At 49.6% G+C, this 13,961-nt stretch carries 16 protein-coding genes; 15 read left to right on the top strand and 1 reads right to left on the bottom strand.

All coding sequences use genetic code 11. The features are described from left to right. The first annotated feature begins 5 nt into the window (after positions 1 to 5). The 15 genes from DWX32_RS02445 (at position 6) to guaA (ending at position 13,092) form a co-directional block, all read left to right on the top strand. Positions 6 to 815 (top strand): FAD binding domain-containing protein, encoded by an 810-nt coding sequence (locus DWX32_RS02445; protein WP_118640002.1) that lies wholly within the window; start codon positions 6 to 8, stop codon positions 813 to 815. Further along, entirely contained in the window at positions 815 to 1,285 is a 471-nt protein-coding gene (locus DWX32_RS02440; protein WP_022462114.1) for a (2Fe-2S)-binding protein, read from the top strand. The genes DWX32_RS02445 and DWX32_RS02440 overlap by 1 nt, the downstream gene beginning before the upstream one ends. Further along, positions 1,282 to 3,621 (top strand): xanthine dehydrogenase family protein molybdopterin-binding subunit, encoded by a 2,340-nt coding sequence (locus DWX32_RS02435; RefSeq protein ID WP_118659191.1) that lies wholly within the window; start codon positions 1,282 to 1,284, stop codon positions 3,619 to 3,621. The genes DWX32_RS02440 and DWX32_RS02435 overlap by 4 nt, the downstream gene beginning before the upstream one ends. Continuing rightward, the gene (locus tag DWX32_RS02430; RefSeq protein ID WP_118595112.1) at positions 3,612 to 4,199 is read left to right on the top strand and encodes a nucleotidyltransferase family protein; all 588 of its coding nucleotides are present in this window, start codon (positions 3,612 to 3,614) and stop codon (positions 4,197 to 4,199) included. The genes DWX32_RS02435 and DWX32_RS02430 overlap by 10 nt, the downstream gene beginning before the upstream one ends. A gap of 127 nt (positions 4,200 to 4,326) precedes the next feature. Beyond that, positions 4,327 to 4,908 carry a xanthine phosphoribosyltransferase gene (locus tag DWX32_RS02425; RefSeq protein WP_055218716.1) on the top strand — a complete coding sequence of 194 codons (582 nt, stop codon included), beginning with the start codon at positions 4,327 to 4,329 and terminating at the stop codon, positions 4,906 to 4,908. A gap of 12 nt (positions 4,909 to 4,920) precedes the next feature. Then, positions 4,921 to 5,172 carry a hypothetical protein gene (locus tag DWX32_RS02420; RefSeq protein ID WP_022462118.1) on the top strand — a complete coding sequence of 84 codons (252 nt, stop codon included), beginning with the start codon at positions 4,921 to 4,923 and terminating at the stop codon, positions 5,170 to 5,172. Positions 5,173 to 5,357: 185 nt separating this feature from the next. Beyond that, positions 5,358 to 5,654, top strand: a complete 297-nt coding sequence (locus DWX32_RS20540) for a response regulator (RefSeq protein ID WP_118640087.1) — start codon at positions 5,358 to 5,360, stop codon at positions 5,652 to 5,654. After that, entirely contained in the window at positions 5,624 to 6,037 is a 414-nt protein-coding gene (locus DWX32_RS02410) for an ATP-binding protein (protein ID WP_118640003.1), read from the top strand. The genes DWX32_RS20540 and DWX32_RS02410 overlap by 31 nt, the downstream gene beginning before the upstream one ends. 215 nt (positions 6,038 to 6,252) lie before the next feature. Then, positions 6,253 to 7,350 carry a glycoside hydrolase family 172 protein gene (locus tag DWX32_RS02405; protein ID WP_055227238.1) on the top strand — a complete coding sequence of 366 codons (1,098 nt, stop codon included), beginning with the start codon at positions 6,253 to 6,255 and terminating at the stop codon, positions 7,348 to 7,350. Between the two features lie 278 nt (positions 7,351 to 7,628). Further along, entirely contained in the window at positions 7,629 to 8,402 is a 774-nt protein-coding gene (locus DWX32_RS02400) for a polyphosphate polymerase domain-containing protein (protein WP_118659190.1), read from the top strand. 224 nt (positions 8,403 to 8,626) lie between these two features. Continuing rightward, positions 8,627 to 9,391, top strand: coding sequence for a DUF4956 domain-containing protein (locus tag DWX32_RS02395; RefSeq protein ID WP_118659189.1), 765 nt, complete (start codon positions 8,627 to 8,629; stop codon positions 9,389 to 9,391). Positions 9,392 to 9,465: 74 nt separating this feature from the next. Further along, positions 9,466 to 9,966: a GreA/GreB family elongation factor gene (locus DWX32_RS02390; protein ID WP_118659188.1), complete on the top strand. Its 501-nt coding sequence runs from the start codon at positions 9,466 to 9,468 to the stop codon at positions 9,964 to 9,966. 28 nt (positions 9,967 to 9,994) lie between these two features. After that, a complete protein-coding gene (locus DWX32_RS02385; protein WP_055218723.1) occupies positions 9,995 to 10,474 on the top strand; it encodes an S-ribosylhomocysteine lyase in 480 nt (159 codons plus the stop codon). Between the two features lie 33 nt (positions 10,475 to 10,507). After that, positions 10,508 to 11,386, top strand: coding sequence for an aldose 1-epimerase family protein (locus DWX32_RS02380; protein ID WP_117801447.1), 879 nt, complete (start codon positions 10,508 to 10,510; stop codon positions 11,384 to 11,386). 161 nt (positions 11,387 to 11,547) lie between these two features. Then, positions 11,548 to 13,092 (top strand): glutamine-hydrolyzing GMP synthase, encoded by a 1,545-nt coding sequence (guaA, locus tag DWX32_RS02375; RefSeq protein ID WP_055218727.1) that lies wholly within the window; start codon positions 11,548 to 11,550, stop codon positions 13,090 to 13,092. A 292-nt stretch (positions 13,093 to 13,384) separates the two neighbouring features. Here guaA and DWX32_RS02370 read toward each other — a convergent pair whose 3' ends face one another. Beyond that, complete coding sequence (locus DWX32_RS02370) at positions 13,385 to 13,915, bottom strand: helix-turn-helix domain-containing protein (RefSeq protein ID WP_009247529.1); 531 nt, start codon at positions 13,913 to 13,915, stop codon at positions 13,385 to 13,387. Positions 13,916 to 13,961 lie beyond the last annotated feature (46 nt).

Raw genomic sequence — 13,961 nt, 5'->3', positions numbered from 1 at the left:
TAACTATGATTAAAATTAAGGATTATATCCGTGCGGGGTCGCTGGAAGAGGCGTATGAGCTGAATCAGAAGAGAAGCGCCTGTATTTTAGGCGGAATGCTCTGGACGAAGATGGGAGAGCGACAGGTGCAGACGGCAATTGATCTTTCCGGACTCGGACTGGATCAGATTGAAGAGTCGGAAGAGGAGTTTTCCATCGGATGCATGGTGACGCTGCGGCAGATGGAGGAGCATGAGGGGCTGAATGCTTATACCGACGGTGCGGCACGGGAGAGTGTGCGGAGTATTGTCGGGGTGCAGTTCCGGAATCTGGCTACGGTGGGAGGCAGTATTTTCGGCAGATTTGGATTTTCGGATGTGCTGACGCTGTTTCTGGCGCTGGATACGGAGGTGGAGCTGGTTTATGCGGGACGGATGCCGCTGGCGGAGTTTGCCTGTTCAAAGAGAGACAGGGATGTGCTGGTAAGGCTGATTGTGAAGAAGCATGAGGGTGTTACGGTTTATCAGAGTCATCGAAATTCCAGAACGGATTTCCCGGTGCTGACGTGTGCGGTGCGGGTGGAAGACGGAAAAGGATGTGCGGTGCTTGGGGCAAGACCGGCGAAGGCGGCACGTGTAGAGCTTCCGGCGGAGCTGGCGGAAAAGCTGGCGGCTGGAAAGGCATCTGCGGAGGAGCTGAAGGCGGCGGCTTCGGAGATTTCTGATCAGTTTACATATGGCAGTAATATGCGCGGAAGTGCAGAGTATCGTCATCATCTGGGACGGGTGCTGCTGCGCAGATGCATGGAAGAAATTCAGAAGAAGGAGGAGCAGTGATGAAGATTTCGATGATCTTAAATGGAAAGAAGACGGAAGCGGAGATCGATGCAGACATGCTCCTGATCGATTTTGTGAGAAGCCAGGGATGCTACAGTGTGAAGCGCGGCTGTGAGACGTCGAACTGCGGGCTGTGTACGGTTTTTCTGGAGGGAAAACCGGTGCTGTCGTGTTCGGTGCTTGCGGCGCGGGCGAATGGATGTAAGGTGGATACGCTGGAAGGCCTGCAGGAGGAAGCAGAAGAATTTGGTTCCTTTATTGCCGGACAGGGCGCCGAGCAGTGCGGGTTCTGCAATCCGGGGATGATTATGAATGCGATTGCGCTGTTCCGGGAAAATCCGGATCCGAGTGAGGAAGAAATTAAAGAATATCTGGCGGGAAATCTCTGCCGCTGTTCCGGATATGAAGGACAGCTTCGGGGAATTTTGAATTTCCTTGCCTGGAAAAAGCAGCAGGGAGGTGCGTCATGAGCAGAGAAAATCATATCTATGAACCGGACTGGTCGGGAAGAACCGATCAGCTCTGCAGTGTGAATAAGCCGGTGATCAAAAAGGATGCCCTCGCGCTGGTAACCGGAAAGTCAGTTTATGTAGATGATCTGGTGCCGAAGGATTGTCTGATTGTCAAGGTACTGCGGAGTCCGCATGCCAATGCAATCGTAAAATCCGTGAAAAAGACGGCAGCAGAGCGTGTTCCGGGCATTGAGGCGATTTATACCTGGGAGGATGTGCCGAAACAGCGTTTTACAATGGCAGGACAGACCTACCCGGAACCAAGCCCGTATGACCGTCTGATCCTCGATCAGCATGTGCGCTACGTGGGAGATCCGGTGGCGATTATTGCCGGAAAAGATGAAAAATGCGTGGACCGTGCGCGGAAGCTCCTGAAAGTAGAGTACGAAGTGCTTCCGGCCATTCTGGATTTTCATCAGTCCAAGGATAATGAACTGCTGGTGCATCCGGAGGAAAGCTGGAAATCGCTCTGTCCGGTCGGTGCGGACAATCAGAGAAATCTCTGTGCAAGTGCGGAAGATCACAACGGAGATGTGGAAGCCGTGCTCGCAGAGTGCGATGAGGTCGTAGAGCATACGTATCATGTACGCGCAGCCCAGCAGGCGATGATGGAGACGTTCCGGACATACTGCTTTATGGATACCTACGGACGGCTGAATGTGCTGAGCTCGACCCAGATCGTTTACCATGCGCGCCGCATTCTGTCCAATGCACTCGGCATTCCGAAATCGAAGATCCGTGTTTCCAAGCCGAGAATCGGCGGCGGATTCGGAGCGAAGCAGACGGTGGTTGCCGAAATTTTCCCGGCGTTTGTAACCTGGAAAACCGGAAAACCGTCGAAAATGATCTTTACGAGAGAAGAGTCCCAGACAGCATCCACACCGCGCCATGAGATGGAAGTAACGATCCGCCTCGGTGCGATGAAGGATGGAAGAATCCGTGCGATCGATCTGTATACACTTTCCAACACGGGTGCATACGGCGAGCATGGACCGACAACGGTCGGCCTTTCCGGCCACAAATCGATTCCGATGTATGGATCTCTTGAGGCTTACCGGTTTGCGTATGATGTTGTGTATTCCAACGTAATGTCAGCCGGTGCTTACCGCGGATACGGTGCGACGCAGGGTATCTTTGCCGTAGAATCTGCTGTCAGTGAGATGGCAGCGCGTCTTGGCATCGATCCGATCCGGATCCGGGAGCAGAACATGGTCCGTGAGGGACAGTTCATGCCGGCTTACTATGGCGAAACGGCAAACAGCTGTGCGCTTGACCAGTGCGTGGAGCGTGCGAAAGAGATGATCGGCTGGGATGAGAAATATCCGTGCCGTGATATGGGAGATGGAAAGGTGCGCAGCGTCGGCATTGCGATGGCGATGCAGGGCTCCTGTATTTCCAATCTCGATGTCGGATCGGCAACGATCAAAGTCAACGACGACGGCGGCTATACGATGCTGATCGCAGCGGCCGATATGGGAACCGGCTGCGATACGATTCTGTCCCAGATGGCGGCAGAGTGTCTGGAGTGTGATGTGGATGACATTACCGTTGTCGGCGCAGATACCGATACGTCCCCGTATGACTCCGGTTCCTATGCATCGAGTACGACGTATATTACCGGAAAAGCGGTGGAAAAAGCCTGCATGACGCTTCGGAAACGAATCTGTGCCCTGGCGGCAGAGCGGATGAACGTGCCGGAAGATGAGACAGAATTTACCGGTACCGGCGTCGTGCATGAAAAGAGTGGAAGCAGCATGACGATGGAAGAAATCGCAACAGCGGCCATGTGCAATAACGGCATCGCGCTGGAAGCGACGGAAAGCAACTGCTCTCCGGTATCGCCGCCGCCTTATATGGCTGGTGCGGTCGAGATCGAGCTGGATAAAGAGACCGGCGAGGTCAGGATTCTTGATTATGCCGCTGTTGTCGACTGCGGAACCGTCATCAACCCGAACCTTGCGCGCGTACAGGTCGAGGGCGGTCTGGTGCAGGGCATCGGCATGACGCTGTTTGAAAATATCCAGTACACGGACAAGGGTCAGATGATCAATAATTCGTTTATGCAGTATAAAGTGCCGACCCGCCTCGATATGGGCAGGCTGCGCGTCGAGTTTCGGAGCAGCTACGAGCCGACCGGTCCGTTCGGTGCAAAATCGATCGGCGAGATCGTTATCAACACACCGGCTCCGGCGCTGGCACATGCAATCTACAATGCGACGGGTCTGTGGTTCCGCGAACTGCCGATCACGAGCGAGCAGATTGCAATGGGAATTGCGGAAAAAGAATGCGAGTAACGATACTTTATCTGGCAGCCGGGAACAGCAGACGGTTCGGGGAAAATAAGTTGCTCTATCCGCTGGATGGAAAGGCGGTGTACCGCCATCTGCTGGACCGGCTGGCCCAAATTGCCGGAAGGCATGAGAACTGGGAACTGCTGGTTGTGACGCAGTATGAAAGGATTCTGGAGGAGCTTGCGCCGCTGGTAAAAGCCGGGCGTCTGCAGACGGTGTTTTCGCCGGACAGCGAAAAAGGAATTTCCTATACAATCCGCGCGGGAATCGAGGCGGCGGAGAAGCAAAATGCCGATGCCTGTGCGTGTTTTGCGGCGGATCAGCCGTACCTGAAGGAAGAGACGGCGGAGCGCTTTCTGGAATCCATGGAGATGCAGAAGGCTCCACTTGGCTGCGTTTTCTGCGGCGGCGAGAGCGGCAATCCGGTGTGGTTCTCAAAACCTTATTTTTCAGAACTAAAAGAACTTTCCGGCGACCGCGGCGGGAAAAAGGTGCTGAAACGGCACTGGGAATCGGTAATTCCGTTCCGGGTCGAAGCCGCGTGGGAATTAAAGGATCTGGATCGAAAAGAGGATCTCTGATGCAGAGACACCGGCGGCTGCCATGAATAAAATTTGAGACAGTGCGAAATTTGATGGATTTGGACTTGCATTTCCAGTGAGAAGTAAGTACAATGGGTATAATAAAAATTCGGGAGGCTTCAAAAAAATGCAGTTATTGGAAGACAGAATCCGCAAAGACGGAAAAGTACGCGAGGGAAATGTCCTGAAGGTGGACAGCTTTTTAAATCATCAGATGGACGTCAATCTGTTCCGGGAAATCGGAAAAGAGTTTCAGCGTCGTTTTGCGGGAGAGGAGATCACGAAAATTCTGACCATCGAGGCATCTGGAATCGGAATTGCCTGTGTTGTGGCTGAAATTTTTAATGTTCCGGTTGTGTTTGCAAAGAAAACACAGACCAAAAATATCGCCGGAGATGTTTATACCACAAAAGTAGAATCTTTCACCCATGGAAGAGTTTATGATATCATTGTTTCCAAAGAATTTCTGGGAAAAGGAGACAAAGTTCTCCTGATCGATGATTTCCTGGCAAACGGAAAAGCGCTGGAAGGACTGGCAACCCTGGTACAGGATTCCGGTGCAGAGCTCGTAGGAGCAGGCGTTGTCATCGAAAAAGGGTTCCAGATCGGAGGAAAACTGCTGCGTGACCGCGGCATTCATCTGGAATCTCTTGCCATCGTCGATGGTATGGATGATAAAACCGGGGAAATTACCTTCCGGAAACAGTAAGGAGGCGTCAAAATGGCAAATCTGATTGCAAGAATTGCCGTTCTTCTGGTTCTGGCGGCCGCAGGAATGGTGCTGGCCGACAGAAAAGAAAAAATTGATCTCAGTGTGTCACTGCTGCTGTTTCTGGCGGCAGTCAATGTGACCTCTTTTTTCAGCCTGAAAGATAACAGGATTGTAGTTGTCATGATTCTGACGGTATATTTTCTGTTGTACGCAGGCGCAAAAGAGCTGCTGCGGAGACGGGCAGAGAAAAAAAGAAAATGAATGCAAACCGAACATCCGGCTGCGAGCACCCATGCAAAAGTGCCGGTCGGATGTTTTTGAATTTTTCTGTAAATTCAAAAAGCCCTCCGGGCAGGATCGCACTGCGGCGGAGGGGGAATTATGTCGCTGAAGCGACCCGCCGCCGGCGGAGAATCCTGAAAATTACCAAAATAAGGAGAACCGATATGAGACTGCTGCTGGCAGAAGATGAAAAAGAGATGGCGCACGCGCTGGAAGCAGTGTTTACACATAACCATTATTCTGTAGATGTTGTTTATAATGGAATTGATGCTGCGGACTGGGCAGAGAGCGGAAACTATGACGGCATGATCCTGGATATTATGATGCCGGGAAAAAGCGGGCTGGAGGTCTTAAGCGAGTGGACGGAGAGCATTCATCACCAGATTGAGCGTCTGAACAGTCTTGTAACACAGCTTCTGACGCTTGCAAAATGGAGGAAGGTGGCGGAGAACTGGAGCTGAAAACATGGAATGCGTCAGAAACCATCATGGATGCCGTAACGTCCTTTGAAGCCTCTGCGGTTACGAAACAGATCGCGTTGCAGAGCGATATTGCAGAAGAAGTCCATATGGAAGGGGATGCCGCAAGAATCCACCAGCTCGTTTCTCTTCTTGTGGATAACGCCGTTAAATACACTCCGGAGGGTGGAAAAATCCACATTTTCTGGCGAAAAAACGGCAAAAAAGCAGAATTTTCGGTGCAGAATACCTGCGATACCCTGCCGGAAGGTGATCTCAACCGCCTCTTTGGCCTCTTCTACCGTGCGGATGCGTCGCGGGCCAGGGGAAAGAGGCGGCTATGGAATCGGCCTTTCCGTGGCTGCTGCAATTGTAAAGGCACATAAGGGAAAAATCACCGCAGAGCGGACACGAGATGGCATCTGTTTTAAAGCAGTCTTTCCGGCAAAAGGATGAAAGAAACAAAATTCCGGAAAAACGGAAAAATGACGGCAGGGCAGGAAAGGCAGACACACAAAAAAGCAGAAATCAAAAGCTTCCAAGAGAGAAAAAACAAAAGAAAACAAAAGAAAACAAAAGAAAACAAAAGGAGGAATATATGATGTTTGATTGTGGTTTACAAAACATTTTCCAGCTGAAAAGCGGACAGTCCCGTTCTATTAACTGGGAAAACCGGAATGGAGAAAAAGGAAAAGGCGGCATGGCATCCAGCGATCTTGGTCCGTCCAGAAAAGGTTCCCCGTGTATCCCGAAAATAGAAGCAGGAGAGACCGTAACACTTGGTGAGATCCAGGGAGAAGGCATCATTCAGCACATCTGGATCACCGTCACAGACCGTACCAGTGAACGTAACCGTTATGTTCTGCGGGATCTTGTTCTGCGCATGTACTGGGATGACGAAGAAGATCCATCCGTGGAATGCCCGCTTGGCGATTTCTTCTGCTGCGGCTTCGGTGTTTCCTACCAGGTAAACTCAGTCCCGATTGCTGTCAATCCGACCCGTGGTTTCAACAGCTATTTCCCGATGCCGTTCCGTAAAAACGCCCGTATTACCATTGAAAATCAGTGTGATGAGCCGATTCCGGCCTTCTTTTATCAGATCGACTATTGCCTGACAACGGTTCCGGAAGATGCTGCCTATTTCCATGCCCAGTGGCGTCGTCAGCGCATAACGGAAAAGGCAAAAGACTACGTTGTCCTCGACAACATCAAAGGGAAAGGCCAGTACGTTGGAACGTATCTTGCACTTACCAGCCTCGAACGCTACTGGTACGGAGAAGGTGAGATGAAATTCTACATCGATGGAGACAAGGATTATCCAACCATCTGCGGAACCGGAACAGAAGATTACTTCGGTGGTGCCTGGAGCTTTGCAACACAGCAAAATGGCCAAACCGTTGAAAATCAGTACTGCACTCCGTATCTTGGATATCCTTACTACTCTACCCACGATACCTTCCTTCATAATGATTACCACAATGATGATCAGATGCCACAGCGCAGCTTCTACCGCTGGCACCTTCTTGATCCTATCCTTTTTGAGAAGGATCTTAAGGTAACCCTTCAGCAGATTGGCGTCAGTCATGGAGGTCTCTTTGAACGTCAGGATGATGTCGCTACCACAGCTTACTGGTACCAGACGCATCCTCATGTACCATTCGCGCCACTCATGTCCAGAAAAGAGCGCTGGCCAAGATGATTTTTGACGCTTTTCCTATTTTATATGTTTCATGACGTTGCATAGCGGCTGCAAGAGTCCGTTCCGAACAAATTCGCTTCCAACGAATTTGTCCGGAAAAGGGCTCTTTCTTTTTTTATATGGTATTCAAAAAGCGATCCGGATTACAGAGGTCCGTCTTTTCACAAACCTTTCACATTTTCCGTCCATTCTTTAAGGTTCCTTTAAAGTTTCCTCATTATACTTAAAAATGTAAAAAACATTTCCGGAAGTAAATCAAACGAAAGGATCAATCGATTATGATGCAAAGCCAACAGATTCCCATGACCTTCCAACGGTATGAAACAAAATACATGCTTTCCCCGATCATGGTCCGCAAGCTTCGCAAGAGCCTTCCGGGTCATCTGCAGATGGATGAATACGGCCTTGATACCATCTGCAGCCTCTATTACGATACCCCGGATCACCAGCTCATCCGCCGTTCGCTGGAAAAACCCGTCTACAAAGAAAAACTGCGACTCCGCAGTTATGGCCCGGCCAAAGAGACCAGCCCCATATACGTAGAACTAAAGAAAAAATATGAAGGAATCGTCTACAAACGCCGCGAGCGCATGATATTATCAGAAGCGGTTCCCTATCTTGCGGGAAAATCAGAACCGGGCTTCGACAGCCAGATTCTCCACGAAATCACTTGGCTTCGCAACTACTACCGGGGGCTTGCTCCCGCTATGTACATCGCCTACGACCGCATCGCCTGCTTCGGCACGGAAGACAGGAACTTTCGTGTTACCTTCGACACCAATATCCGATGGCGTACCGACAATCTGTGTCTTGACGGTCCAACGGAAGGAACCAGGCTTTTAGAACCAGGCTGGTATCTCATGGAGGTGAAATCACCAGGTGCTGTGCCCCTATGGTTCAGCAAAATTCTGGATGATCTTGCAATCTATCCGGCATCATTTTCTAAATACGGCTTTGCCTATCAGATCGAAAATCAGAAAGTATCAGAAGAAAAAGCTTTCATACCATTCACAGATATCCGGCAAACCGTATCAAAAACAGCATTCCGTTAGCTGAATCAGGTAAGTCCTCTGCGGCCATTGCGAAAAGCAAGAAGCAGTGGGTGGACTCACAGCTTGCGAAAAGCCTTTTTCAAACATAATCTGCTTCACAAAAAAGAAAATGTAACTATTCAGAGCCATGCAAAATAGAAGCAACATCGCGATGTAGCGTAAGCGGAATCGAGATGGGGCTCTGAATAGACAAGAAAATAAAAAAATTCTGGGAGGAATTTGCTATGCTTAACGCAATATTCAGTTCCGTTTTTACAGAAACAACCGCCGCCTTCACCTTTGGTCAGTTCCTTGCCTGCACAGCAGTGTCTCTGATTCTGGGACTGTTGATCGCTGCTGTTTACAGGTACAAAAGCGAATGCACCAAAAGCTTTGCTGTCACGCTTGTTCTGATGCCTGTGATCGTACAGAGGGTGATCATGCTCGTCAATGGAAATCTTGGAACCGGAGTCGCTGTTGCCGGAGCCTTCTTTCTCGTCAGATTCCGTTCTGCACCGGGAAGTGCTAAAGAAATCAGCAGCATCTTTCGTGCTATGGCAGTCGGCCTTGCAACCGGCGGAACCTTGGCTGCCATCGGCAGTGCCGGCATGACAGAAAGTTTCAGCGAAGATTCTACCCAGCCCGTCATTACTTACTACTGTACGGAAACCCAGTCCGCTGCCACCACCATCACACTGACAGACAGCGATGGAAGTGCCCTTTTCACGGTTGCACCCGAAAAAGCCTACGCCAGCATTGTTTTCACCTGCTCCGAAATGAAACTGGATGCAACGTATACTCTGGTTGCCGGTACTGACAATGAAGAGATCACCCTCACGGACATTATCACCACCGCGGGAACCCGGTCTGCTAAAACGATGAGTGGTTCCGAAGGCGGAAAAATGCCAAACAACAGCGGCAACAAAGGAGCTCCACCTTCAAAACCAAACAACACTACAGCAACAGCTACAAACCATAACGGATCCGCTGCTTCGACAACTACAGGTTAGGTGTTTGCCTTTCTACTTCCAATTTATCGTATTCTGTGCTAAAATAACCTCACAAGAAAAGAGGTAGAAAAATCATGTATGATAAACTGACCGAAAACGATATTAAAAAAATGCAGGAAGAAATCGACTACCGTAAACTGGTTGTCCGTCCAAAAGAACTTGAGGCTGTAAAAGAAGCCCGTGCCCAGGGCGATCTCAGCGAAAATTTTGAATACAAAGCTGCCAAACAGGACAAAAACCGCAACGAAAGCCGCATCCGCTATCTGGAAAAAATGATCAAAACCGCTCACGTTATTGCAGATACCTCAAAGGACGACGAAGTCGGCATCAACAATACCGTTCAGGTTTACATCGAAGAAGATGACGAGACAGAAACCTACAAACTTGTCACTACCGTTCGCGGTAACTCTCTCAAAGGATACGTCAGTATCGACTCGCCATTAGGAAAAGCCATTTTGGGTCATAAAGTCGGCGACCGCGTCACTGTAAAAGTAAGCGATGCCTATAGTTATGATCTCATCATTAAATCCATCGAAAACACTGCGGATACCGATGATGAACTCCGCAGCTATTAAAGGACAGAAAGAAAGGAAAATAGCAGTCATGGAAAAAATTGCAAGCTTTACGATCGACCATATCAAACTTAAACCAGGCGTCTACGTTTCAAGAAAAGATCATGTGGGTGACAGCATCATCACCACCTTCGACCTGAGAATGACCTCCCCAAACGATGAGCCCGTCATGAACACCGCTGAAGTCCACACCATCGAGCACCTCGGAGCCACCTTCCTCCGTAACCATGAGCAGTGGAAAGACAAAACCGTATACTTCGGTCCAATGGGCTGCCGCACCGGTTTCTACCTGCTGCTGGCAGGAGACTACACCTCCAGAGACATCGTCCCGCTCGTCACCGAAATGTATGAATTCATCCGCGATTTTAAAGGCGAAGTTCCGGGCGCATCTCCGAAAGACTGCGGAAACTACCTGGACATGAACCTCTCCATGGCCAACTACCTCGGCAAAAAATACCTGGATGAAGTCCTGTACGGAATTGATGATTCCCGTCTCGTCTATCCAGAATAAACCATAAAAAATAACACAGGGGGATATCAAAACATGAGAACCATGGAAAACGAAAACCTGCGCGTGCAGATCAGCGATCACGGCGCAGAACTTAGCAGCATCTATGACAAAGCGGCAGACCGTGAGGCAGTCTGGATCGGCGATCCGGCCTTCTGGAACCGCCACGCACCGGTCCTGTTCCCGTTCGTCGGAAAAGTAAACGGTGGCTTCTACACCCATAAAGGAGTCAAATACCCGATGGGTCAGCATGGCTTCGCCCGCGACAACGAATTCGAGTGCATCGAAAACACCGAAAACAAAACCGTACACCGCCTGGTATCGACCGAAGAAACCCAAAAAGTCTACCCGTTCGATTTTGCCTTCACCGTAACCCAGGAACTCTCCGGCAGAACCCTGACCATAACCTGGAACGTAGAAAACACCGGTGATGATGACATGTACTTCTCCGTCGGCGGACATCCTGCATTCATGATTCCGGAACAGTATGACATCGTCTTCAACAAAGGCCTGGAAAACCACACCGAGACCGAACTCGAATACGTCCTGATCGACCCGGAAACAGCAGGCGTCGATGCCGCACATCCGAGAAAACTGAAACTTCAGGACGGCAGAATCCCGTACACCAGAACCCTTTTCGACGAGGACGCCCTGATCTTCGACAATACCCAGGTCGAGCGCGTCGGCGTAGAAGTGGATGGAAAACCGTACGTCACTCTCACCTGCAAAGGCTTCCCGAGCGTCGGCGTATGGTCCAAGCCAAAAGCAGATGCCCCGTTCGTGTGCCTCGAGCCATGGATCGGCCGCTGCGACAACGTCGGCTTTGACGGCGAATTAAAAGACAAATACGGCGAACAGCACCTGAAAGCCGGTGAAACCTTCCAGGCAGGCTACACCATCACCATCGGAGAATAAGGACCCGAAAAAAAAGAAAAACCTCCGAAGTACAGCGAAAAGAACACGATTCCTGTACTTCGGGGGTTGAAATTTTACGGTTTCTTTACTATAATTAGCATCAAACCCAAAAAACGCATGTAGTTCATCATGCACAGAAGAAAAAACAGGAGGGAACGTTCTTGAAAAGAGAAACGGTTATCGTACTTGATTTTGGCGGTCAGTACAATCAGTTAATTGCAAGACGTGTACGTGAGTGCAACGTTTACTGTGAGATTTATTCTTACAAAACAGACATCGAAAAGATCAAAGAAATTCAGCCGAAAGGTATTATCTTCACCGGCGGCCCGAACAGCGCATATCTGCCGGATTCCCCGACTTATACAAAAGAAATTTTTGAACTTGGAATCCCGATCCTCGGCATCTGCTACGGATCACAGCTGATGATGCATCTGCTCGGCGGAAAAGTAGAAGTAGCACCGGTCAGAGAATATGGAAAAATTGAGGTAACTGTAGATACCAGTTCCGCACTGTTTGAGAACGTATCCGAAAAAACCATCTGCTGGATGAGCCACAACGACTACATCTCCAAAGCAGCTCCGGGATTCGAAATCATCGCCCATACGGATGACTGTCCGGTAGCAGCCGTTGCAAACGTAGAGAAAAACCTCTATGCAACCCAGTTTCATCCAGAAGTTCTGCACACCAAAGAAGGAAAGAAAATGCTTTCCAACTTTGTATACAATGTCTGCCGCTGCGCCGGCGACTGGCACATGGACTCCTTCGTAGAAGAATCCATCAAAGCTATCCGCGAAAAAGTAGGCGACGGAAAAGTCCTCTGCGCACTGTCCGGCGGAGTCGATTCCTCCGTAGCAGCTGTTATGCTTTCCAAAGCAGTCGGAAACCAGCTGACCTGCGTATTCGTAGATCACGGCCTGCTGCGTAAAAACGAGGGCGATGAAGTAGAAGCAGTCTTCGGACCGGACGGCCCATACGACCTGAATTTCATCCGCGTTAACGCACAGGAGCGTTTCTATGCAAAATTAAAAGGCGTAGAAGAGCCGGAGAGAAAACGTAAAATCATCGGCGAAGAGTTCATCCGCGTCTTCGAAGAAGAAGCAAAGAAAATTGGTGCTGTAGACTTCCTGGTACAGGGAACCATCTACCCAGACGTTGTAGAGAGCGGCGTCGGCGGAGAATCCACCGTCATCAAATCCCATCATAACGTCGGAGGACTGCCGGATTACGTAGATTTCAAAGAAATCATCGAGCCGCTGCGCAACCTCTTCAAAGACGAAGTAAGAAAAGCCGGCCTTGAGCTCGGCATCCCGGAATACCTCGTATTCCGTCAGCCATTCCCGGGCCCGGGACTTGGCATCCGTATCATCGGCGAAGTAACCGCCGAGAAAGTCAAAATGGTACAGGACGCCGACGCGATCTGGCGCGAAGAAATCGACAAAGCCGGAATCGCCCACGAAATCGGCCAGTACTTCGCAGCCCTGACCAACATGCGCTCCGTCGGAGTCATGGGAGATGAAAGAACCTACGATTACGCCATCGCCCTCCGCGCCGTCACCACCACCGATTTCATGACCGCCGAAAGCGCCGAAATCCCGTGGGATGTCATCGGAAGAACAACCAGTCGAATCGTAAACGAAGTCAAACACATCAACCGCGTCATGTACGACTGCACCGGAAAACCACCGGCAACGATCGAGTTTGAATAAATCGAGTTGCTTAAAAAAGCCAGTGTTTATGCGGGTTTCAGCGATTTCGATTAGTCTTTTGATAACAAATTGATAACAGTCATAGCAAGTGCCATTATTCTTGTTATCCAGTGGTTTATGGGTAACGGAACAATTAACAGGTGGCTTGCAGACTAAAGTTCGGAGCTTGGCTCTGAACAAATTCCATATTATAAACTAAGCCCTTAGCTGTGGTTAATAACCATAGTTAAGGGCTTTTTTGTCGTTGCCAAAGCATCTGTAGGGAGCTGCCAGTGGCAGGTCCTGTAGGTGCTTATTTATCTTTCAAGTGGTCTTTGAATGCTTCCACGAGAGCGTCACTTAATTCCTGTGATGGAACTTTTGCCCAACGCTGTGTGGTGTCGAACTCTGGATAATGGTAACGCCAGTTATCGTATTCTTCTCTGTTGATTTCTTCGGAAGATAGCTTGTCTGCCTGTTCTTTCCAAGCATACAGCATTTTGAGGAGTTCATATGCTTCTCTGCCTTTGTCCTTGTTGACCTTTAAGCATACCTCTCCGTCTGCTTCACTGACAGTAAGACCGTAAATATCTTCAAGGGTAAACAGAGTGTGCATAAGACCGATATAGCTGTCTATGTCAGGAACATCAAGAGCCTGTGGAGAAACATCAAGCACCTGTGCCAATGCATTTGTAAGGTCTGCTTTCGGTTTGCGTGTACCAGTTTCGTACTGTGCCAAACGCACATCAGCACTCTTTTCTGGAAAACCGATTGCTGTACCGAGATACTTTTGTGTCATACCACGCATTAGTCTGAAAAAATGTATTCTTTCGCTGATAGCCATAATGATACGCTCCTTTTATATTTAGTGAAATAAGTATAGCAGAAAT

It is taken from the genome of Blautia sp. AF19-13LB (genome assembly GCF_003479105.1).
GTDB lineage: Bacteria > Bacillota > Clostridia > Lachnospirales > Lachnospiraceae > Fusicatenibacter > Fusicatenibacter saccharivorans.
Note: the sequence above shows the minus strand (reverse complement) of the source record. Positions and strands in the feature narration are given on the sequence as shown.